This is a genomic window from Phycisphaeraceae bacterium (assembly GCA_020851465.1).
In the GTDB taxonomy this organism is placed as follows: domain Bacteria; phylum Planctomycetota; class Phycisphaerae; order Phycisphaerales; family Phycisphaeraceae; genus JADZCR01.
In genome coordinates, this window is the sequence record JADZCR010000005.1 from 159,726 (window position 1) to 183,522 (window position 23,797).

Sequence of the window (23,797 nt, forward strand, 5' to 3'; positions counted from 1 at the left end):
GTGAAGTCCATGCCTGCCAAACTATCTTTCAAGCAACGCCTGCTCACTCCCGGCCCGACCTCTGTACCTGAAGCGGTACTGCTGGAAATGGCTCAACCGATCATCCATCACCGCACGAAGCAATTCCAAGCGATCTTTAAGGATCTTTCGGAACGATTGCAAAAACTCTACCGCACGAAAGGCCCTGTGCTGAGCATTGCGGGATCGGGAACCACGGCTTTTGAAGCGGCACAGATATCACTGGCGAGGCCGGGATCGAAAGTGATTGCCGTCGCCAGCGGAAAGTTCGGAGAACGATGGCAGGACATTTACGATTCATATGCGAAGACGCTCGGCCTCGAGGTCATCAAACTCAACGTTGCATGGGGCAGTGCTGTCACAGCAGCTCAGATTGAGGACACGATCAAAGCAAATCCAGGCGTGAGTGCTGTCGCCCTTTGCCACAGCGAAACATCAACAGCTACCGCATGCGCCATCAAGGCGATCGCGGCAGTTGTTTCGAAAACGGATGCGCTTCTCCTTGTGGACGGCATCACGTCGGTCGGCTCAATACCCGTTGAAATGGATGCGTGGGGTATTGATTGTCTCGTAACCGGGTCACAAAAAGCTTTAATGCTCCCGCCGGGTCTTGGGTTTGTCGGGCTTGGCGAGCGGGCACTCAAACGGCTCGAAGAGGTCAAACCGCAGGGTTACTACAACCTTGATCTGCGACGGTGGCTTAAGAGCTGGCAGAAAAATGATGTGCCGTTTACTCCGCCGGTGAGCCTGATTCGCGGGCAGCGTGTGGCTCTGGAGATGATCGAAGCGGAGGGTTTAGAAAATGTTTGGACTCGTGCGAATAGACTCGCCGCGGCAGGACGTGCGGCGTTTCTTGCGATGGGATTGAAGCTTTGCAGCTCTTCGCCTTCCGACTCAGTGACGGGAGCGTTTTATCCGGATGGTGTGGACGACAAGAAATTCCGTGCGGCAGTCCGCGACAACCATGGCGTACACATCGCCGGCGGGCAGTCTGGTCGAGGTGCGGCATGGGAGGGCAAGATTTTCCGCATCTCCCATATGGGTTATGTGGATGCGGGAGATACGCTGGCAGGCCTCGCAGCTATTGAAAGTGAGCTGCGGTCTTCCGGTGCAACCATTGCGGCGGGAAGTGCGGTTGCTGCGGCAGGAAAGGTTTTGAACGCGTAAGCGAAATCCTCCGGACTACTCCCCGGGGTCAGATATGCCGATAAATCCGGTTGCGATGAAAGCCAACGACCAAGCGGTAATACAACGATGTCTGGAATTGCTCAGCCAGGTGGAAGGCACCGCTGACCGTGAAATAGCCGCGGAGCTGATTCAGGCTGTCGTTAAGCTGTCCGCCGACGATCCCGGCCGAGGGGAGATGCGGCTCATGCTCCGTGCGTTCAAGGAACTGCGCTATGCCTTCAAGACATTTAAGGGATATCGACATCGGCGCAAGGTGAGCATGTTTGGCTCCGCGCGGACCAAACCTGAACATCCCGATTACGTTCTCGCGGAACATATGGCCCGACTCTGTGCGGAGGCGGGTTTCATGGTGATCACCGGTGCTGGGCCGGGCATTATGCAAGCGGGCAACGTCGGTGCTGGTCAGGCGCACTCGTTTGGTGTTGCGATCAAGCTGCCTTTTGAGCAGAGCACCAATAAGGCGATTGCCGGCGACGATAAGCTCATCCACTTTCGCTACTTTTTTTCGCGTAAGTTGATTTTCGTGAAGGAAACGCACGCGATCGCGCTTTTCCCGGGTGGCTTTGGAACTCACGACGAAGGGTTTGAAGTACTTACTCTGGTTCAGACGGGACGAGCTGATCCGTTACCGATCGTAATGATCGAACATGCGGGCGGCAGCTACTGGAAGGAATGGGACCGCTTCGTAAGGAAGGAACTGCTGGGCAACGGAATGATCTCGCCGGAAGATACTTCTCTCTACCACATCACCAACGATGCAGCCGATGCGGTGAAGCACATCACGCAGTTTTACAGCAACTATCAGTCGCTGCGTTATGTCCGTGACGATCTCATCCTGCGGATCAAGCACGCGCCAACGCCGGAGGAGCTTGATGATCTGAATACGAAGTTTGCCGACATACTTACCGGAGGCACGATTACCGCCAGCATGACATCTCGATTTGAGCCGGAGTCGAAATTTCCTGAAATGGCGTGTTTATCGTTGGCGTTTAACCGTCGATCGCTGGCTCGATTGCGTCATTTGATCGACCGGCTAAATACATTACCGAGTCTGCCGCCGCTGAAAGAGACTGCAGTGGAGGCAGCGGAGGTCGGTGTCAATGAGAGCGACCGTGGCTTGTCGGAAATTGCTGAAGAAGAGGGAGTAAAAATCATCGGGCCGGAGATTTAATCAAGTGCGAAAGATTCCATAACGCGGAATCAGATTGCATCATTGAGTGACGTGGTTACTCGTACTGTTTGAGCTTCTGCCTTCAGCGGATCAGTACTAAATCCCGATATCTTCATTCCATAAGTCCGGCCGCGATTTAATGAACTCATGCATCAGAGCGATGCATCGAGGATCATTGAGCCTGATTACCTCGACTTTGTGCTTAACGAACAAATCTTCTGCTCCAAGGAAGTTTTCGCTTTCACCGATCACCACGCGCGGTATGCGGTAAAGCAGGCTTGTGCCGGTACACATGATGCATGGTGAAAGCGTGCTCACGAGTGTGAGTGTTGTCCAGTCACGTCGTCTTCCCGCATTGCGGATACAAGTGACCTCAGCATGGGCGGTTGGATCGCCAGTCTGCACGCGCAGATTGTGACCACGAGCGACAATCCGACCTGTTGAGTCTGCCAAGATCGAACCGATGGGCAGGCCGCCTTCGCGCAGTCCCTGCAGTGCTTCTTCATACGCCTCATTAAGCAGACTCTGATAATTGAGATGGTTTTCGATGACTCGTACTCCACGCTCTGATTTCATCAGCGTACCACGAGCCACTAAACTCTCGTGATGGCCGGCCTGTTCATCCTTTTTCTCGTGGCTGCTGGATTGTTAGTTATCAGTATTTCGGCGGCAACGGTCTATCTCATGACGCATCCGCGCCGGTTGACCTATGCCGTGGCGATCGGACGCGGATGGGCCACCAGCCCTGCGGAACTGGGACTTGAGCATGATGAGGAAATATTTTCCTTTGCGGATGGCGAACGAACGCCTGTTTGGAAGATCAAGGGTAAAAAGGAGGATGGCCCCGTTGTAATCATCACTCACGGCTGGGGTGATGGGCGTTACGGTGTTCTGCCGTGGGTCGAGCAGTTTGCGGACTTTGCTTCAAGCATTGTGGCTTACGACCTTCGCGGGCAGGGGGAGTCATCCGCGGCTGCGAGTCGGCTGGGAACAACTGAAGTGGGCGATCTTCTTGAATTGGTAGCCCATGTTTCCGAAACGAACCGGCTAGTAGTTCTCGTTGGGTTATCGATGGGTGCGGGTATTTCCATTGCTGCTGCCGCCCGCAATCCGGATAACATTGCGGGAGTTATTGGTGAGTCGGCCTATCGTCGCGGCATGCAGCCGGTTGCCGGATATTATCACATCAACCGTTGGCCGCTATGGCCGTTTTATCACCTCGTCGGTCTGTGGCTGGTCTTGCGATATTCGTCGGATCGAGCATTCGATCGCGCTCGCCATGCGGCTCAATTGCATTGCCCGCTTATGCTGTTGCATGGGGCAATGGATCCTATTTCGCCAATGATCGCAGCACGGCAGATAGTCGAGGCAGTAGCCGAAGGTCGCGGCCAACTCGTAGAGTTTGAAAATGGAGCGCATCTGGATTTGATGAAAATTGAGCCGGAACGTTACCGCGAAGTAGTCACGATTTTCTTTGCTGGCCTTAATACCGCGGCGGAACCGAAACGGAGAGCAATATGAATCTAGCTGGTCGGATTGATCACACCATCCTCAAAGCGGAAGCCACCCGGTCAGAGGTACATAAGCTCGTCGCCGAAGCGACAGAGCACGGGTTCGCCTCCTGTTGCATCAACGGCATATTCGCAGCAGACGTCGCTAAAGAATTGCGTGGCAGTGGAGTAAAGACCTGTGTCGTCGTGGGATTTCCGTTAGGTGCGAATAAGGCTACGATCAAGGCCATTGAAGCCACCAGTGCGGCAAAGGAGGGTGCGGAGGAGATCGACTTTGTTGCACACCTGCCGTACCTCTTGAAAAAAGACATCATTGCCGCCAAGGCTGAGTTCATGGAGATTGTGCGTGCTACTCGCACTGTGAATCCAAAGATCATTATCAAGGTGATTCTTGAGACCGCCGCTCTGATGCACGGGGTGGACGTAGTTGAGGGAGAAGCGAGAATCGCGGCTGGCTGCACAGCGGCTCGTGAAAGCGGGTGTGATTTTGTGAAGACCTCAACCGGCTTCCATAGTGCAGGCGGTGCGACAACCGAAGCAGTCAAGCTCCTGAAAAAACATTCCGGCGGACTGTATGTGAAGGCATCGGGTGGCATCAGGACTTTTGATGATGCTAAAAAAATGATCGACGCCGGCGCGGACCGGCTCGGATGCTCAGCCAGCGTAGCGATTATTCAAGGATCTAAACCGACCACTGGGGCGGGTTATTGATATGGCAACGGTAAAAGGCATGAAGACAACACGAGTTGGCTCTGTGAACATCGGCCCTCAATCGCCGCTTGCCATCATCGCGGGGCCGTGTACCGCGGAGTCACTTGATCTGTGTTTGAAAATTGGTGAGGCATTACGAGATCGCTGCATCGAGCTGGGATTGGGATACATCTTCAAAGCCAGTTTTGATAAAGCGAATCGTACGTCGATTAAAAGCGTTCGCGGCCCGGGTATCAATGCGGGGTTGCGCTTGCTTGAAAAAGTGAAGACAAAACTCGGTGTACCTGTGACAACGGATATTCACGAATCTGCGCAAGCAGTCCTTGCGGCGGAGGTGATCGATTTACTCCAGATTCCGGCGTTTCTATGTCGGCAGACGGATTTACTGGTGGCTGCGGGGAAGACGGGTCGGGCGGTCAATGTAAAAAAAGGGCAGTTTCTTTCTCCATCTGAAATGGTGAACGTGGTGACGAAACTGGAAGAAGCGAGCGCGACGAAAGCGGGCCGGGTTCGGAGTGCCTCTAAAGAGGGCGGGATTATTCTGACCGAACGGGGCACCTTCTTTGGGTACCATCGTCTGGTGAATGATTTTGTGGGTTTGGCTGACATGATGGAGATGGGTTGGCCGGTGTGCTTTGACGTGACGCACTCAACGCAGAAGCCTGGAGAAAGCAAGACTTCCGGAGGCCGACCGGAACGTGCTCTCACGCTTGCGCGCTGTGCTGTAGCGGCTGGCGTACAGGCTTTATTCATCGAGACGCATCCTGAGCCAACCAAAGCACTTTCAGATGGGGCGACGATGCTGCCCTTGGCAGAAGTGATACCTTTACTGGGTAGCTTGGCGAGATTGCACAAAACTGTTCATCAGATTTTGTGAGATCAATCTGGTGGTTTCGTACACGTCGTTTGCAGTGAAATTTTCGGGAAGGCTACTCAATCACAGTTCGTCGTCCGAAGCCCAGATGCCACGGTATTATTCTTTGCTGATCACGCTGGCGTGGCGTGCCTTTTCCTTCATTACTTGGCGTAAAAAGAGGATTCCACCCCCAATGAGGCAGAGTGCGACGGGATAGCACACGAGCATCGCTGCTGCCATTCCTTTGGCACCTTCTCTTTTTGATTCGATGGAACCCGCTAGCACGAGTGTGCCCCAAACCGCTGGTATCAGAAGAATGACGCCGACAGTGAATAACAGCGGTACAGCGATCTCCTTGATAGATGTCTTGGGCTTGGCTGGGACAACAGCTCGCGGACGGGAGGACGACGGAGCAGAGATGGCGGAAAAGTCGAACTCAGCCGGTTCCTCGACATTTTCCTCACTCGGTTGCTCGTCGGATTCCTCTTCGACGTCGGCAAGAAAATCATCTTCATCAGGGTTGGAATGATCGGGCGAGGCTGTAGTCATACGGGTCTCCTCCAGAGCATTCTAACGGTCTTACCTCGTGTCATCAGCTTTCCATCCAGACATTACAGAAAAGTGGTCCGTGCAGGATCCCATTTGTATGATTTGATGAACTTTTCAAGCTACGTCAACGTCAAATTGATGGACTAATGACGGCATCTGCCTGACGATAGATGACGTATATATTGTTTGTGGCCTGACACACCGTCCGACCTGATCTTCCGGCGAGGCCAGCATGAGCACAGAAAATCCCATTCATCGTTCGATTACGGCCGCCCGCCGACGGATGTTTATGCAGACTTGCCTTCAGGCTTTGGGCTGGGCCACGCTGATGGCGACTACGCTCGCAGCAGCCGTGATGGTTACGGGACGGCTTTGCTCCATATCAGTGGGGGGGTGGATTTATGCGGTGATCGCTGGTTCAGCTTTGCTGGCTGCACCATTGATTGCATGGTCGCGCCAACCAAGCACGCTGGAAGTAGCGACTCTGATCGACGACCGGTTAGGTCTGAAGGATCGACTGGCCACGTCACTTTACGCGGAGACTGTATCAAACGATCCCTTTGCGCGTCGTGCGATCGAGGAGGCGCGAGCAACTGCAAGTAAGCTCTACCTTGGGAAAGCGTTTCGCATCCGCTTGACACGTATCTGGAGCTGGGTACCGGTTGCTGTTGGGGTGTTCGTTCTATTGTTTGTCCTGATACCGACGATGGATTTACTGGGTATTGGCTCCCAACGATCAGAGCGGCTTGCTCAGCAGGCTGTAGCTAAGCAATCGCAGGAGGATGTAGCCCAGGTAGTCAACGCGGTCGAAAAATTGAAGGAGACAGAGCCGTTATTGAATAAGGACAAGTCGGACCAGGAATCAATCGCTACGTTGACTGAGCTGTCCCCAAAAGATTTGCGTGATCCGGAAATGCGAAAAAATGCTGCGGCAAAGCTCTCAACAGTGGAAGAAAAGCTTGGTGAGACGGCTGAACGGAAAGAGCAAGAAGCCAAAGCAATGCAGAATGCTTTGAGTCGTACCGATCCGCAGATGGACGGCCCAGCGGATAAGTTTGCCGACGCATTACGGCGTGGTGATTATGAACAGGCACAGAATGAACTTCAGGAACTCACCAAAGCGGCGCAATCGGGCAAGTTGAGTGACTCTGAAAAGCAAACTGCCGGCAAACAACTTGAGAACATCGCCAGGCAACTTGAAGAATCGGCACAGGAATCGGAGGCACAACAGGAAAAAGCTCAAGAACAGGCTGAGCAGGCCCTTCGAAATGCCGGCCTGAGCAAGGACCAGATCGATCAACTCAAAAAGCAGGGAATGCCCCAGGAGCAAATCAAAGAGGCTCTCCAAAATCAGGGAAATAGATCGTCTCAGGCTCAGCAGACCGCACAACGTGCTGCACAGAAGGCCAATGAAGCAAAAGCGTCTGAAAAGACAGCGCAGGCTACTCGCTCTCTATCACAACCACTTCAAAAGATGAGTGAGTCGATGTGCAAAGGCGGTAATAATCCCGCGTCTCAGCCGACGTCGTCCTCTACCGTTGGAAAGCCCAGCGAAACGCAGGTTCCAAAAAATTCTGCGGATACTCCCGATCTCAATGAAGCCGCTAATTCCACGGAAGGTGAGTGCAAGTCGGCTTGTGATCGATTATCAGAAATGGGTCAGGCTTCTAACCAAGCCAAAGATGCCCGGGCGGCACAATCGGCCGCACAGAAGGCGATACAGTCTCTGGCAGGCAAGCCGAACGAGGGAGCCAACCCAATGCCCACACATGGCCAGGGTGGCTCGAAAGCAGGTGCCGGCAAAGGGGGGCCAGCGATCGGTACGGAACAGAAACTTGCTGGTTACCAATCTGATGCAACCAGTGATATGAATCCGCAGGATGGCCGGGTGATAGCGTCCTGGATGTCGGAGGGAGAGGTCGGCAAGGGGGAGTCAAAAGTTACATACAGTCAAGCAGTCACCGAGGCGAAGCAGGATGCGGAAAAAGCGGTCACGGATGATCGTGTGCCTCGAAAATATCACGAACCGATCAAAGAGTATTTCGATCAGTTACCGACGACGCCGGATGAAAAGTGAGATAAATTCTGAATCATCCGCCATACTCTGACACACAATGCTCTTTCGCTTTGATCATCCCGAGCTGCTGTGGTTGCTGCTGCTTGGCGTACCGATGGTCTGGCTAGGGGTTTATAGCCTTAAAACACTCGATCCTCTACGGCGTTGGATCGCGATCGGTCTGCGTATATCGGTACTGACGATCATCATTCTCATGCTTGCGGGTCTGCAGTTTGTCCGTTGGCATACGGATCTCACCGTCGTCTCAGCAATGGACGTTTCTGATTCAGTGATGCGATATTTCAAGCCGCCGCCTCTGCCGTCAAGCGAAGGAAATACATCCACAACAGAATTAACACCCGATGAGTGGGCGCGGCGATACCTCAAAACCGCTGCACAGGGGAAACGCACCGACGATCTCTATGGAGAAGTGATCTTCAAGGGTGAGGCAAGTGTACGCGCAAAACCTTCGTTCATGATGGACTCCCCTGCGACTGCGGTAACCCAGATGAGGGACGGCACAGATGCGGCAGAGGGTATCCGTATGTCCATTGCGACTCAGCCGCCTGATAGTGCAAAACGAATTATCTTCATCAGTGACGGTAATCCTACGGTCAGCAGCTCAACTAACCGGGACAGGGGGGCCGTGAGCGCGGCTGGCGAGTTGCTGGCGGCTGCATATGAGGCGAAGTCGCTGGGTATTCCGATTGATGTGCTGCCGCTTGACTATGAAGTTACGAATGAAGTCATGGTTGACGGCATTTATGTGCCTGCTGAGGCGCGTGAAGGACAGACAGTGGCCTTGCGCGTTGTACTCCGTGCGACCAACCCGGTAAACGGTCAGCTTTATCTCAAACACGATGGCTACCCGCTTGATCTCAACGGCGCAGCACCCGGTAATGGCTCAACAATCCACGTTCAAGACTGGGCGCCAGAAACGGAGAGCGGTTCTGTTGAGAGAGGCTCCACTGCTCCGTTGACTTCCGGACGATTTACATGTGTAAGGTTGGTTGAATTACCTATGTCCTATAGCGGAGCGAATCGCTTCCAAGCCATCTTTGAGCCAGCGGAAAAATCCACAGATCAAATAGCATCGAATAATCAGGCCGAGGCTTTCACGCTTGTGCATGGTCAGGGGAAAGTACTCTTTGTGGACACGCTTGGAACTGGTTCCGGCGAATCATTACCCCGGATGCTTCAGTCGCACAATATCAAGCTCGATCTGATCCAGCCCGGTGAGTTGCCGGTGAACCTCGCGGATCTGCAACGCTACGACGCTGTGATTTTTCAGAATGTTCCGCAGGATCTCATCATGTCCGCGCAGCAGAGAATGCTGACGCGCTATGTCGGCGATATGGGTGGAGGATTTTTGATGATTGGCGGGCCGGATAGTTTTGGTGCCGGCGGGTGGACCAATACCCCGATAGACAAAATCCTGCCAGTGGAGTGCCGCATTCCCAGTCAGACGGTGGTGCCGTCAGGTGCTCTGGTTATCGTGATTGATCGCTCTGGATCAATGATGTCACCTGCGGATGGAACTACTTCGAAGCAAGTCGTAGCCAACGAAGCTGCCGTACTCGCATTGGCAACGCTTTTTCCACAGGACCTGATCGGCGTATTGGCGTTTTCTGACGGCAATGAATGGATCGTGCCTCTTTCAAAGAACACGAAACCATTAGAAACGGCAAAGTTGGTGCGCAGCATTCAGCCAATGGGAGGCACAAATATTTTTCCAGCACTGGTTGATGCATACGATGCTTTGGCACCGCTCAAAGCTCAGGACGCCGCAGCCAAGCACATCATTCTTCTGACAGATGGTCAAAGTCCCGATGGTGACTACGCAGGTTTAACCCGCAAGATGCGGGAGAAAGGGATCACGTTATCGACGATCGGTGTCGGTTCAGATGTGGATAACGCTCTCCTTTCCCGTCTGGCGCAAATGGGGAAGGGGCAATATCACCCGATTGTGGACCCTAAACGATTGCCACAGGTTTTTATTAAGGAAGCACGTTCGGTTCGCAAAAACTTGATTAAGGAAATTCCGTTTCGTCCGCGGTTGATTGCGACGGGTTCACCGGTCATGGCGGGGATTAACTCTACGCCGGAGCTTAAAGGGCTTGTGCTTACGGGGCCAAAGCAGGATCGGCGTGTATTTATGCCGATGGTCGGCACTGAAGGCGAGCCTCTGTTTGCCCACTGGCAGGTCGGGCTTGGTCGCACTGCTGCATTTACATCCGACGCCACTAACCACTGGGCGACTTCGTGGCTTGAGTGGAGCGGTTATGCCGACTTCTGGTTACGCACGATAAGAATGATCGCTCGGCCGTCCGACTCGCGTCAATTCGACATGATTTCGAGTATTCGTAACAACACGCTCTATCTGCGACTTGATACCGGCAGTTCTGATGAAGATGAAAATGAAGGTTTCGGCGGGTTTCTCAACGTGTCCGGCTCCATTCTTCTGCCGGACGGGTCGGTGAAAACGGTGGTACTGAATCAAATCGGGCCGGGTATCTATGAGGCGTCAGTACCCGCTATCAATGAGGGTAACTACATTGTCACTCTCTTTGCTCAAAACGCTCGCGGGGAACGACGGGCGATCTTCGGCGGAGCGAGCCGGCCCGGAGGTATGGAATTACGAAACTTCCGCTCCAACCGCGCCTTGCTTGAACAGGTTGCACAGATCACCGGCGGCAGGGTGCTAGATCCCTCCAAACCGACACCCGGATCACTTTTTGACCGCACGCAAGTTGAGCCGACACGATCCATCCGCCCGGTGTGGCGTATGTTGCTTTTTTGGTTATTTATCGTCTTTTTACTAGATGTAGCCTGCCGTCGTATTGCATGGAATTTCGGCACCATATGGACAATATTTAAGCGTTGGCTCGGCGCGGTGGCGGGCGCAGGATCAACTCGCAGTAACGAAGCCCCAGGCACGCTCGACGCCCTCAAAGTACGAGCCAGAGTGGTCAATGACCAGTTGGCCGGTCAACCATTGGCGCGGCCTGAAGATTCCACTCCGACTGTGGCCAGTGGGCGTAAATTTGAAGCATCTGGAAATAAAGCGGCTCTGGAAAACTTTGCACAGGCGGTGGGTGGCGCGCAAGTCAGTGAGTCGGGTGCTCCGCCTACTGCTCCTCAAAAGGGTGTAAAAGATACTCCTGTGACAACCAGCAGGTTGCTTGACGCCAAACGTCGCGCGCAAAAGAACATTGACGATCGCAGAGAGGATTAACCACTCATCACGAGTCGTAGGAGATCAATTTATGGCTAACAACCTCAACATTGAAGACGCCGAGGTTCTGGCACAGGCAGCAGAGTTTCAGAAAGCCTACGCTGGCGTGAAACAACAGATTGCGAAAGTTATCGTCGGCCAGCAGGAGATCATCGACGGAGTACTGACCTGCCTGTTTGTTGGCGGACACGCGCTGCTTGAAGGTGTACCCGGTCTGGGCAAGACGCTTTTAATTCGCAGCCTGAGTCAGGCTCTGTCGCTTAAATTCAGCCGTGTGCAGTTTACGCCTGATCTCATGCCCGCGGATATTACGGGTACCACGATTGTGCTCGAAACTCAGGCGGCCGACGGCCGAACGACCGGGCGTGAATTCCGCTTCCAACCCGGCCCTATCTTCGCGCAAATTGTGCTTGCCGATGAAATCAACCGAGCCACACCTAAAACTCAAAGCGCAATGCTCGAGGCTATGCAGGAAAAAAGCGTGACGGTTGGCGGCAAGACGCACCTTATGGAGCAGCCATTTTTCGTCATGGCTACACAAAATCCGATCGAGCAGGAGGGTACCTATCCGCTCCCGGAGGCGCAGCTTGATCGATTTTTTTACAAGCTTTCCGTTGGTTACGCTTCGCGCGAAGAGATGCACACGATTTTGAACCGAACAACAGGAGGCGAGTCCCCGCGTATTGATCCCGTACTCGACGGCCCGACGATCCTGCGATTCCAGCAGATTGTCCGTCGCGTCATCATTGCTCCACATGTGCAGGATTACGCGGTACGTTGCGTGATGGCAACGCATCCGGATGGGGAATTAGCGTCGAGCCTCGCAAAGCAGTTTCTTCGCTTCGGGGCATCGCCTCGTGCAGCTCAATCGCTGGTCCTCGGCAGCAAGGTTCAGGCATTGCTTGAAGGTCGTACTCACGTCAGTGTGGATGACATCAAAAAAGTCATCCTTCCCGCGATGCGGCATCGTATTTTGCTGAACTTCGAAGGACAGGCGGAAGGCATGACGACGGACATGATCCTCAATGACATCGTGGACCATCTGAAAGTGGAAGCGTTGGCGAAGTGAGCCTGTCGAATGATGCAGTAGACAGTATCGATGGATCCGATCTTGGCCGAAGCCTTGCGAAGGTAACAAAATGTTTTGGGCATCAGACTTGTGACACGGCTATCTTCTTCAACCCTGCTTGATCCCGTCTTTATGCATCGGCTTGACCGCTTGGATGTGCTGTCCCGCAAGGTTCTTCTGGGAAAACTCAAGGGCGAACGACGTAGCAAAAGACGGGGACAATCTGTCGAATTTGCTGACTATCGAAACTATGTCATTGGCGATGATCTACGCCGTATTGATTGGAATCTGTACGCCCGGCTCGACAAGCTCTTCCTGCGGCTTTTCATGGAGGAGGAAGATCTTTCGCTATCCATTCTCTTTGATATGTCGCGGTCGATGGATTTTGGCGATCCTGGAAAACTTGACTATCAAAAACGGCTCGTGGCAGCCTTGGGATACATTGGCTTAGTGAACTACAACCGGGTGCACCTTTTTGCTTTCGCAGAAGGCGTGGTTGGCCACCTACCCAATCTGCGAGGGCGCAGACCGATCCCTCAGATGCTTGATTTTCTGATGATGCAGGTACCCAGTGATCGCCCAGGCAACCTCGCCGCTGCCACAAAACGCTTTGCTCTTACACAGATGCAGAAGGGGATTGTTGTTCTGGTCAGTGACTTTTTCGATAAGGGTGATTTAGCAACTGCGCTGCGCTATCTCGCAGGTGACCGTTACGACGGTTATGTGATTCAGCTTCTATCGCCGCAGGAAATAGACCCCGCCAAAGGGGGAGTTGTTGGTGATGTTCGGCTATTTGATATTGAGGACGGTGACGAGGCTGAGGTATCAATGAGTTCCGAGCTTCTCAAGCGTTACAAAGTCAATCTCCAAGCCTACTGTAACCACGTGCGAAATATGTGCGTACGGCGGGACATTGCATACCTGTTCAGTGATACGTCCGTGCCATTTGATACGTTGATCTTGAAGTACTTGCGTGAACGCGGCCTACTGGGATGAAGAGCGAAAAGAATACGAAGAACGCAGGTGTCTTCACATATCTCCTTATTTGTTAATCTGTCGCATCATGAAAATTACAAAAGTTGAAGCTATTTATCTCCGTCTGCCGGTGGTCACCACAGACTGTGACGGTACGCAGGACGACCTTGTAGTGCTTGTACATACGGATGCAGGCATTACCGGAATCGGCGAGGTGGATTCCGCGCCGACGGTCGCCAAGGCGGTTATTGAAGCACCCATGAGTCACGCCATCGCCAACGGTCTGGCCAATGTGCTGGTGGGTGAAGATCCTCGTGATATACACCGGCTATGGGACAAGATGTATCGCGCCTCGATCTATTACGGACGATTTGGTCCGGCGATCCACGCGATCTCCGGCGTGGACATTGCCTTATGGGATATACTCGGCAAGGTCACCGGCCAGCCGGTCTATCGTCTGCTTGGTGGGGCGTATCAACAAAAGCTCCGCGCCTATGCGTCGATCCTCTTTGGTAGCACACCGGAAGAAACACACGCGATCGGTAAACGATGGGCGAATGCAGGGTTCACAGCGGTGAAGTTCGGCTGGGGGCCATTTGGTACTGACGCCAGGCTTGATGAACAGCATGCCGCCGCTGCACGATCAGCGCTTGGACCGGACCGTGATTTCATGATTGATGTCGGTTGTGCGTGGAACTGGAAAACAGCCGTCCTGCGAGAGCAGATGCTGCGGCAATTCAATCCGTTCTGGATTGAAGAACCTCTTCTGGCTGACGATTACTCAGGTTATGGAAAACTCAGCGAAAGTTCACCGACACGGATCGCGGCAGGTGAAGGCGAATCAAATCCTCCTTTTTTTGAACGGTTAATGCGCGAAGGCGGCATTGATATTGTCCAACCGGATGTTGCGCGTTGCGGTGGATTGACCGCCGCCATGCGAATCGCCGATATCGCGCGAGGATTGGGGCGAGGGGTATGCAATCATGCATATAAAACGGGGATCAGTGTCGCAGCGAGTATCCATTTTATGGCGGCAATTCAAAACGGCGTAATACTCGAATATTGTGTTGAAGAGGGCCCGCTTCGTCAGGAGACCACCAGGGAGAGATTCCCTGTAGTGAATGGATACGTAGATGTTCCACAATCTCCAGGCCTCGGCGTGACACTGAATATGGCGACAATCGAAAAGTATCGGCAGTCATAGTTGACGTAAAGCGTTGTGGTTTCTGTTCGGATTGAGATACCGGTGAGTAACCGTGGCACACGACTTTTTATTCGATTCGGTGTGGTCGAGGGTTACGATCGTGGGGGAGGGTCATGCGACATCTTGTCCACGGCGTGATTTTGCAGTTGCAAATTAACTTGCAGCGGCGAATGATGAGGCACTATGTCCACTGTTCCACTCCGCCGATCTTTTGACACCAATCGCGTCGAATTAGGCAAGCTTTTCGATAAGCTTCCGCCGCATGCAATTGAAGCGGAGATGGCTCTGCTGGGATCGATGATCCTTGATGGCTTGGTTATTGGTGAAGTGGTTCAGATCCTCAAAGGCAAGGAAGACTTCTATAAGCCGTCACACGCTGCGATCTACCAGGTACTCGTTGACCTTTACGACAAAAACCAGCCGATTGATGCTGTGCATCTTCAGCAGATGCTCAAAGATCGCGGTGAGTTGGAAAATGTTGGAGGAATCAAGTATCTCGTAGAGCTTTTTGAGTCTGTACCTTCCGCTACAAGTGCGGCGTATTACGCCAGACTCGTGCGTGAGAAATCTATTCTGCGGAAACTGATTGAGGCTGCAGGAAATGTTCTGTTTGAAGCGTACACGAGCAGCGATCCGGTGGATGACTTGCTGGACCGTGCGGAGCAACAAATCTTTGATCTTACTGAGACGAAATCAACGACGGATGCCAGTGATCTGCACTCACTGATTCAGGAGACTTACACCCGCCTCGAAACGCATGATGGGCGTGCGATTTCAGGACTGGCGACAGGATTTATTGAGCTTGACGAGATGCTCAGCGGCTTGCAAAGCGGTGAGTTGCTTATCCTCGCAGCGCGGCCAAGCATGGGTAAAACGGCACTCGCTCTTAATATTGCTGAACATATCGGGGTGACCAGTAAACAGCCTGTTGCCATTTTTTCTTTGGAGATGAGCAAACAGCAATTGGCTCAACGACTTCTTTGTTCACGCAGCGGCGTCGATTCGCAACGGCTGCGGCGGAACATGATCCGTGCGGACGACTGGGCAGTACTACAGGATGCCTGTGGCCAACTCAGTGATGCGCCGATTTTTATCGACGATACGCCAGGGTTGACCCTGCTGGGGTTACGCGCTAAAGCACGAAGACTTGCACAGCGGCATCATATTCAGGCGATTTTTATCGATTACCTCCAACTTATGTCCGCTGGTTCTCGTACCGATTCGCGGGAGCAGGAAGTGTCCACAATTTCGCGCGGGATCAAAGCCTTGGCGCGAGAGATAAAAGTTCCTGTGGTATGTCTCAGCCAGTTGAACCGTCAAACTGCGAATCGTGAAGGTCATCGCCCGATCATGAGCGACTTGCGAGAGTCAGGTTCGATCGAGCAGGATGCGGATGTGGTGATGATGCTTCATCGCGAAGACTATTATCGCCGCAAAGAAGAGGGACACGTGGATGATAATATTGCAGAGTTGATAATCGCCAAGCAGCGTAACGGACCGACGGGTACGGTGAAATTACATTTCCAGAGTGCGACGACACGATTCAATAATCTTGCAGGTGGCGGGGCGCCGTAACTCTTAGAGTCACGCAGTGTCTCTGACATCGAATGGGAATTATGTAAGGTCGCTATTCAGCTCCTACCGTGATGCGGCCACTTTTCCTGTCAGATCGCGTTTCCCGGATTAGATATATGGTTGCCTGTTGTGCCTGATCATGTCATATTCCCGTCTCCTACTTTTGGAATAGAACACATGAAGCTTTCGTACGATCCTCAGAGGACTGCTGCGCCTTTACGGGCAGCTATCGCAGAGATTGCCAAGTCCGGATTCCCTGTTTCCACTACAAAAGGAAAATCCGCGACTCTTTCCTTGGAACTTGCCGGTGACGGCCCGCGTTTCGAGGTCTGCTCAACACAGATCCGCATCAGTGGCAAGACCATTCCGCAAGTCCTTCGCGCTTTATCTGCTTTACGTGGCTTTGTGGAAACGCGTGAGATCCCCCCGAGCTATGAGGAAAAACCACGGCTTGATACGCTTGGCCTGATGATGGACTGTTCCCGTAATGCAGTGCCATTGCTTGCCACGGTCAAATACTTTTTATCACGCATGGCATTGATGGGTATGAATCTGTTCATGCTCTACACAGAGGACACTTATGAGGTCCCTGACGAGCCGCACATCGGATACCTTCGCGGTCGATACACCCAGAAAGAACTGCGTGAGCTTGATGACTACGCAGCGAGACTGGGTATCGAGATGATTCCGTGTATTCAGACGCTCGCACATCTGGCGCAACCTCTGCGATGGTGGAAGCAATATGGTGAAGTGACTGGATCGCCTGATGTGCTGTGGATTGGCGAGCCTAAAACGTACAAGTTGATCGAAAAACTGATTCGGGCCGCCAGTGCCCCATATCGCTCGAAACGAATTCACCTTGGGATGGACGAGGCAAAACTTGGACTAGGCCGAAATAAGCCTGCAGCAGGTAAGACGAACTTCGATTTGATGACGGACCATCTGGCTCGTGTGGTGGAGATAGCAACCGGCGTTGGGCTCCAGCCGATGATCTGGAGTGATATGTTTTTCACCATTGCCGAGGAGCACGGCGGGAGCATTCCTCCGGAAGTGGCTGCGAAACTACCCCGCGAAGTCCAGCTCGTATTTTGGAACTACTACCAGTGTTACCCCAAATATTATGAGGACAAGATTGACGTCCATCGAGCGATGGGAAAGGAGCCTATTTTTGCTCCTGGCCTTTGGACCGACAATGTCTGGTGGACTCATACCTCACACGCACTGCTGGATACTGATGCAGGCATGATTGCCGCCAAAGGACGCGGTATTCGAGAGGCCTTCACCACGTTGTGGGGGGATGATGGTGGGGCGTGCAACATGTTGTCCGCTCTTCCTGCTCTGCAGCACTTCGCCGAACACGGCTATCGAGATACGGTTAGCAATGTGGATCTGACGCGGCAGTTCCGCGGAACGTGTGGGTGGGATTTGGATGCACTGCTCGTTGGCGAGCAAATTGATTCGCCACCCACCTTATCCCCCACGATGAGAGAGTGGGCGAAACATCTCGGCATCAACATGCCAGAGTATGTGAAAGATAAGTTGGATATACGGGGTATCAATTTCTTTGGCCACAACCCCGGCAACTACCTGCTATGGAATGATCCGATGGTGGGCATTTATGACGGCCATATTGAGGATCTGCCTCTGACCGAGGAATACCAAAAAGTCACTGCAAATATTGTCGATGCACGTAAAGCGGGCCAATGTGAAAAACACCTGCTGGAGTTCGTCTACAGGCTATCTCGTGTTTTGGAGCTCAAAGCTGATTTAGGTGTCCGTCTTCGAGAGGCATACACCAAGAAGAATCGAAAAGTTTTGATTCGACTGAGTCGTCATGTATTACCCGAAGTGCTTCGTCGCGTGAAACAAGCACATGAAGCATATCGCGCTATGTGGTTTGAGCTTTATAAACCTAACGGCTATGAGGTACAGGATCTAAGGTGGTCTGGTCTGGAGGGTCGGTTGCATTCAACCAAATTACGCCTGGATGATTACCTGCAAGGGCGGGTTAAGTCTCTGCCGGAGCTTGCTGAAAAGAGGTTACCCATCAGTGACTTTCCTGAGGGAAGATTGGGATATGGCGGGCCGGCTTATCGCAAAATCGTCAGTGCGAGCGTGGTCACGTGATAGGCTGGAAATATCTTCCAAAATGCTTGGCCGCGTTTTTCCTGCTTATTGATAGCGAGGCAAACTTGCTCGTGAGATCAGTTTGATAATGGAGTGATGAAGTTGAATCTTGATCGTGAGATACAAGTTGCGATTGATGCAGTCCGACATGCGTCGCAGGTCTGCCGGAGTGTGCAGCAGCGATTGGCGACTGTTGAGGCACTTTCCAAGAAGGATAAGAGCCCGGTGACAGTTGCTGACTTCGCATCGCAGGCTGTGGTGTGTTCGATGTTGATGAAGGCATTTCCAGACGACACGGTCGTTGCGGAAGAAGGTACCGGCGAGCTTCGTGAAACGACACGGACATTACTCCGTGGAGTGGTTTGTGATGAAGTACGAAAAGTGTTTGGTGGAGCAACTGATGAGGAAGTTCTTACTTGGATTGAGCACGGTGCCACGGGTGACGGCCACGAGCCACGGTTTTGGACTCTTGATCCGATCGATGGCACGAAAGGATTCCTGCGAGGGGAACAATATGCGGTAGCTCTTGCATTGCTTGAGAAGGGCAAGGTGGTGCTCGGAGCATTGGCGTGCCCTAACCTGAAGCAAGGAGACGTTGAAGGAGTGTTGCTGGTAGTACAACGCGGACAGGGTACGCGTCTGCTCTCACTCTGGGATGAAAAGAAGAAAAGTAAACAAATCAAGGTCAGCAGGACGGAAGATGTAACAACGTCTCGGTTTTGTGAGTCCGTGGAATCCGGTCACTCGGATCAGGATGCCTCGTCACAGATTGCGCAGCGATTAGGCATTTCAAGTAAACCACTGCGGATGGATAGCCAGGCAAAATACGCAGCACTTGCGGCTGGTCAGGCTGAGATTTATCTGCGTTTACCGACTCGTGCAGACTACTGTGAAAAAATCTGGGATCATGCAGCAGGGATGATCGCAGTCGAAGAAGCAGGTGGTCGGGTTACTGACATCGACGGTAATCCGCTTGACTTTACGCAAGGTAAAGAACTGCGGGCGAATCGTGGCGTGGTCGCTACCAATGCATTAGTTCATGAAGTTGTAGTCAACGCGATCAACCTATAAAGAACAGCAGCCCTTTTGAGCGTAGTCCTCAGAAGAAAGACCTGTTTTACCTGCTAGCGTGAGTGGCTGACTGCTATTTCTCTTTGAAATTATCAATCGTAACCACCTCAAGCATGTTACTCGGTTTGGAAGTATTGCTGCCGCTGCTGTAGATGATCCAGTAATACAGTTTTACTCCCGGACGTAATCCGTAGATCAGATCCCCGCTTTTGACGCCATTAGGGGTGATATTGACAGACCCTCGCCCGTCGGAATGTCCGCCGACCCAGACAAAGTATTTTGTCTTTGCTGGATCGTTTCCGTCATTTACCTCAGATGGTTCAAAATGTATATGCATTCGTGTTCCGTCGTACTGGTGTTCCGGCGCGGTGAGTCTGAGCAGTTTCACTCCAGGAAGCGTGCCGGTTGATGAGGCCTCAGCAATAGGATTGGGCAGATTAAGAGCTTCTTTGGGCGCGGGCATGCGCAGTTTGCTAATACGCAGCGAATCCTTAGTCGTATCAGTTATCTCGTCATATTCTGCGAAGATCTTGCCCAGAAGAACCGTGTCTGATTTTACCGGCTGTACGTCATTGACATACAAAATGTGCGTCCGTTGCTCGACGATGATTGCTTCAAGCGAGAGTGGCAGATCCACAATGTGGTCACCCGATTCGATAGGAATCCTTACCAGTTCTTCGCCTTCGATTCCGGACGTACCGACACCCAGCGGTGCTCCACTTCGCCACCAGGTTGTGCCAAACTTACGGTAATTGTCATAGCCCTCGTGGCCGGGAAGTTCGAAACGGAGATAACGCCACCCATCGAAATTAAAAGCGCTCCATGAATGGGTATCGTCGCAGTTGTAGTCGTCCTTCGCACCGATGTTGATCCATCGTTCACCCTTGGCGTCACGGAGTACATAGATAGTCCTGCCCCAACTACTGTCGCCTTTAACCCAAAGCCCAAGTCGGTCCGGTGCGCCGTTGATTACGATCGGCTTTCTCGGCCGGAGCACGTTGTACCAGGGCATTAGCTCGCGGGTCCGCTCCTGCTTTTCGAGCTTAGAGGCGAGGACTTTTCCTTTGTTACTATCGTTGACCACCGAAGCAGAGAAATTTCCTGCTGCGGGATAAAAGCCCCAGTGGTTGTTCTCGTAAAGCACGTCTCGCTCGTTCGTAAACTTCCACGATCCGTCGCCCATGTCTGCAATTTGCGTAATCTGTGCTGGTTTTGCTGCAGGTTCACGGGAGTTGTTGGGTGTGCCAAATGTGAGACGGCCGGGTTGAGCATCAGAGTTGTCAGGATCACCGAGCCTTATTTCTTTAAGTGGCGAAGTGGCGTCGGTAGTGACATAAATCACCGATGGATCGGTTGTGATAACGACTTCATTCGATGAACGATTCGACGTTCCCTGCGGAACTGGGTTATTCATTGAATCCACAATACTTTTTGGCAGCTTCCCACCGAATACAAGTGTTGCGGGTCGTTTGCCACGGAGAGTCCATAGCGTGTACACATACCCACGGGTTTCGTGTTTGAATCGCAGACAATAGGTACTCAATGATCCTGTGGGTATCCAGCCATCAAAGTTTGCCTCATTGAGTCTGTCGGTCATTGTGGCAAACGATGCGTATGCAGGCTTGGGATCGCAATAGGGAATGCGCCGCTGGATACCGCACCCGCCGTAGTGTTCACTTCCGTAATAATTGCCGCAGTCGAAGGCAAACCAGCCCGCGTAAAAGCGATCCACGCCGTACGCCATGTCGATCAGATTCCATCTTGTATAGATGTCCATCTGCTCACGGTATGACACAGCTCCAGGTTCGGTTGGGACGAATGCTCCCTCACAGACTTGGAGTCGCGGTTTCTCCATGCCGTACTTTTTAAACTCCTGAACAAGCATGTAGAGACGGTGGACCGCGTTATCCTTGAGTTGCATTTCTGGAAGTCGTTCAAAATTTGGTACGTCGAGACTTGCTCCATCGATGAGATTTTTAGGGAAACCTGCACGGAGCAGCGGTATTGACATGCCCGGATCACCCCAGCCAATCAGCAGATCGCGGTCAGGATGCGCTTTTCGGAGGTATTCGCTGGCAATGCGAGCTGTTTCAAACAGCATTCGTGTTCGTTTCTTTTCCTCATCCGTGTAAACGAACGGCGGGTCTCCGAAATACTCCGGCCATGTTCCTGCAGTGAGACGAGGACTGATATGTGATTCCGTAAAGTAATTTACAACATCGGGCTTGAATTGATCGAGTAGATCTTTCTCCCATGTTACAAAGGCTTTCTCGATTTCCTGATGAAACTTTGCGATGTCTTCGGGCTTATGGACATCATCAGCAGCCCAAGGTTGAGGTGAAACGTAATAGGCAGTGCTCTGGATGTGACCCCAGTGCTTGAGCATGAGGTCGGTGACAGGTGTTGGCGGATGCTCTGCAGCTCGAGCACCGGCAATGGTCATCAGCCGTGTGTGGTGTTCGCTCTTTGGTGTATGGTGGCCGCCGTGGTAGCTCCAATAGCCAAACATGGCCCCCTTACCCTTAGTCCATGTAACGCTGCGGGTATCTGGCGCAAGCTTGACGAATGATCGTTTCTCCGTCCAGGTGCGACCGCCGAGCGTTAGAGTCGCGGTAATATCGTGATACCCGAAAAGTTTCACAGGTACAGCTACGGCGAAATTCTGCGATGTCGCCGGTTTAGCAGGATCACGCGGTACTAAGGTGATGTCTTTTTCCTGGTGTGTTTCTTCGGTGCCGTCATAGCTTCGAGTGAGGACAACAAGTTTGCCGACCTGCGCTGCATTGGTGTGATTGGTAATCGATGCGGTATATGCCGCGTCTGCCGGTGCTGTCCAGACATGACCAAATGTGCCCGGATTCCATTCGAAACCGACGGGTACTCGGCCAAGCGTCGCAGCATAGACATGCACTGAGGACGGTCGGCCGCCTTGATGGTAACTGTAATTGATGGGGTCAGGATATGAGCGGTAGGGGTAAACCTTCTTGGTGAGTTCGATTTCGATGTGATCCATGTCAGCAAATGAGGAGAGCTGACCCGGATCGAGCGGGATTTTGATCAGCCAGAGTTTTGCGTCTTTTCCATTGGTGAGTTTGACGGGGAGAGTATGGTCGCCGACATGCGAATCCATTGCTCGGGGAACAGTTGCCTCGTAGCAGACCGGATAGCCTGCGCCGGGTCTGTAAAACATCGCAGTCACAAGTGGTATTTCATCTTTATCATCATCGCTGGCTGCAATGAGATATAGCGTGTCAAATTGCCCGTTAGGAATGCGGATTTGGATGCGTCCCGGATCGCGTTCGGCGGCTCCACGCCATCGCACGAGGTTTCCATACATTGCTGGCAGATAGCCCGGTACATTGGCTTGTCGCAGATAGCTTTGGCCGACATCGATATGGTCAAACCCCTCAGGTGTCATGCCTGGGAATGTAAATGGAACCCCCTCGACGTTAACGACTTGATCAGCAGGTGGGAGTGAAGTGGGGGCGACTCGCGCGGAGCCGAGATTTGAAGCATTCACATAACCGCCAAGACGGATCGGCTGGAATCCTGGAGTCGCCTGCGTTGACTCGATGCGAAGTGATGCTAATTCGACACCACCCGAGAGAGTGAGATTCACAGTTCCTTCGGGGTCCAGACCCTCCTCTCGCTTCCACGCAACAAGTCGATCATCAACCCAGAATTTTACGAGGCTTTGATTTAACTCGACACGCAAATCGAGCCATTTCTGATCGGCGTCTGGTAGAAAGCTCATTGCCTCTTCAACGCGAACACGAAACTCCTCCTCCCATCCGGGATTTAATTGAGGGTAAGCCCTCAGCTGGTAGCTAAGTTTCTGGGCGAGTTGGAGCTCCGGCCAGTCACTTGCCTCGACCATAGCCTTGAGATTGAAAAATGGATTCGGAGCCTGTGAAACCGAGCATGAAATGCCGTTGTCTTTGGCAACGCGTGACAGCATTAGTGACAGTGAGGCGTCCTGGCCGTCTGAGGTTTTACGATTGGCGACGGAAAGCGTAGCGAAGCAACTGGGGGCATTACCGGTGCGCATGCGAACCAATGCACGTACTTGGATACCTGCGGGGTAGTGTGTGCGACCAGTGATTGTGAGTGTTTTCCCTGGTCGCGTGGAAATGAAAGTGTGAGTTTGATTGGCCGCCGGGTCGGTGTGCAGATCGTAGGTTGTGTTATCCAGCGTCCATGCGTTATTGTCGCTGAGTACATGCTTGAGATCAGGGGCGCTGTTCGACGTATCAGACAACCACCATTCTGCGGGTGGAGTCTTGGCTGCCACATTCGTATTTTGCAAATCCCCCTCTGTAACGGATGAGCGTGCAGGCTCATTGCGATGGCAACCCGACACGATTGATGTAAGGCAAACCAGTACGATCAGGTATCGCTGCATGCCAGGATTCCTTAAAGATGGGGGAAGTCATGCTAAACCTGCGGCGAATCAGCAGCAAACGTACAAGCTTTGGGTGAAG

Annotated in this window: 16 protein-coding genes; 13 read left to right on the forward strand and 3 right to left on the reverse strand. The window is 52.7% G+C overall.

Going from position 1 to position 23,797, the window contains the following annotated elements; all coding sequences use genetic code 11:
- Nucleotides 1-9: 9 nt before the first annotated feature.
- Together IT444_05775 and IT444_05780 are read left to right on the forward strand one after the other, a co-directional pair.
- Complete coding sequence (locus IT444_05775; protein MCC7192276.1) at nucleotides 10-1,185, forward strand: alanine--glyoxylate aminotransferase family protein; 1,176 nt, start codon at nucleotides 10-12, stop codon at nucleotides 1,183-1,185.
- 34 nt (nucleotides 1,186-1,219) lie between these two features.
- Nucleotides 1,220-2,377, forward strand: coding sequence for an LOG family protein (locus IT444_05780; GenBank protein ID MCC7192277.1), 1,158 nt, complete (start codon nucleotides 1,220-1,222; stop codon nucleotides 2,375-2,377).
- Between the two features lie 96 nt (nucleotides 2,378-2,473).
- On the opposite strand, the gene IT444_05785 is transcribed toward IT444_05780, so the two are convergent.
- Nucleotides 2,474-2,953: a nucleoside deaminase gene (locus IT444_05785; protein MCC7192278.1), complete on the reverse strand. Its 480-nt coding sequence runs from the start codon at nucleotides 2,951-2,953 to the stop codon at nucleotides 2,474-2,476.
- A gap of 30 nt (nucleotides 2,954-2,983) precedes the next feature.
- On the opposite strand from IT444_05785, the gene IT444_05790 reads away from it, so the two are divergent.
- The 3 genes from IT444_05790 to kdsA are packed head-to-tail and all read left to right on the forward strand — an operon-like array spanning nucleotide 2,984 to nucleotide 5,476.
- Nucleotides 2,984-3,898, forward strand: a complete 915-nt coding sequence (locus IT444_05790) for an alpha/beta fold hydrolase (GenBank protein ID MCC7192279.1) — start codon at nucleotides 2,984-2,986, stop codon at nucleotides 3,896-3,898.
- Complete coding sequence (gene deoC / locus IT444_05795) at nucleotides 3,895-4,599, forward strand: deoxyribose-phosphate aldolase (protein ID MCC7192280.1); 705 nt, start codon at nucleotides 3,895-3,897, stop codon at nucleotides 4,597-4,599. Before IT444_05790 ends, deoC begins: the two co-directional genes overlap by 4 nt.
- 19 nt (nucleotides 4,600-4,618) lie before the next feature.
- Nucleotides 4,619-5,476, forward strand: coding sequence for a 3-deoxy-8-phosphooctulonate synthase (kdsA, locus tag IT444_05800; GenBank protein MCC7192281.1), 858 nt, complete (start codon nucleotides 4,619-4,621; stop codon nucleotides 5,474-5,476).
- 96 nt (nucleotides 5,477-5,572) lie between these two features.
- Here kdsA and IT444_05805 read toward each other — a convergent pair whose 3' ends face one another.
- Complete coding sequence (locus IT444_05805; protein MCC7192282.1) at nucleotides 5,573-6,004, reverse strand: hypothetical protein; 432 nt, start codon at nucleotides 6,002-6,004, stop codon at nucleotides 5,573-5,575.
- 289 nt (nucleotides 6,005-6,293) lie between these two features.
- Between IT444_05805 and IT444_05810 the strand changes: the two genes are divergently transcribed.
- From IT444_05810 to IT444_05845, 8 genes are all read left to right on the forward strand, one after another.
- The gene (locus tag IT444_05810) at nucleotides 6,294-8,081 is read left to right on the forward strand and encodes a hypothetical protein (protein ID MCC7192283.1); all 1,788 of its coding nucleotides are present in this window, start codon (nucleotides 6,294-6,296) and stop codon (nucleotides 8,079-8,081) included.
- A 37-nt stretch (nucleotides 8,082-8,118) separates the two neighbouring features.
- Entirely contained in the window at nucleotides 8,119-11,295 is a 3,177-nt protein-coding gene (locus IT444_05815) for a VWA domain-containing protein (GenBank protein ID MCC7192284.1), read from the forward strand.
- A 31-nt stretch (nucleotides 11,296-11,326) separates the two neighbouring features.
- Nucleotides 11,327-12,364 carry a MoxR family ATPase gene (locus IT444_05820; GenBank protein ID MCC7192285.1) on the forward strand — a complete coding sequence of 346 codons (1,038 nt, stop codon included), beginning with the start codon at nucleotides 11,327-11,329 and terminating at the stop codon, nucleotides 12,362-12,364.
- 75 nt (nucleotides 12,365-12,439) lie between these two features.
- Entirely contained in the window at nucleotides 12,440-13,360 is a 921-nt protein-coding gene (locus tag IT444_05825; GenBank protein MCC7192286.1) for a DUF58 domain-containing protein, read from the forward strand.
- A 67-nt stretch (nucleotides 13,361-13,427) separates the two neighbouring features.
- Nucleotides 13,428-14,543 (forward strand): mandelate racemase/muconate lactonizing enzyme family protein, encoded by a 1,116-nt coding sequence (locus IT444_05830; GenBank protein ID MCC7192287.1) that lies wholly within the window; start codon nucleotides 13,428-13,430, stop codon nucleotides 14,541-14,543.
- Nucleotides 14,544-14,726: 183 nt separating this feature from the next.
- Complete coding sequence (gene dnaB / locus IT444_05835) at nucleotides 14,727-16,118, forward strand: replicative DNA helicase (protein MCC7192288.1); 1,392 nt, start codon at nucleotides 14,727-14,729, stop codon at nucleotides 16,116-16,118.
- A 177-nt stretch (nucleotides 16,119-16,295) separates the two neighbouring features.
- Complete coding sequence (locus IT444_05840) at nucleotides 16,296-18,245, forward strand: beta-N-acetylhexosaminidase (protein ID MCC7192289.1); 1,950 nt, start codon at nucleotides 16,296-16,298, stop codon at nucleotides 18,243-18,245.
- A 96-nt stretch (nucleotides 18,246-18,341) separates the two neighbouring features.
- Nucleotides 18,342-19,316, forward strand: a complete 975-nt coding sequence (locus IT444_05845) for a 3'(2'),5'-bisphosphate nucleotidase (GenBank protein ID MCC7192290.1) — start codon at nucleotides 18,342-18,344, stop codon at nucleotides 19,314-19,316.
- A 73-nt stretch (nucleotides 19,317-19,389) separates the two neighbouring features.
- Here the strand turns inward: IT444_05845 and IT444_05850 are convergent, their stop codons facing one another.
- Nucleotides 19,390-23,718 carry a hypothetical protein gene (locus IT444_05850; protein ID MCC7192291.1) on the reverse strand — a complete coding sequence of 1,443 codons (4,329 nt, stop codon included), beginning with the start codon at nucleotides 23,716-23,718 and terminating at the stop codon, nucleotides 19,390-19,392.
- Between the last annotated feature and the right edge of the window lie 79 nt (nucleotides 23,719-23,797).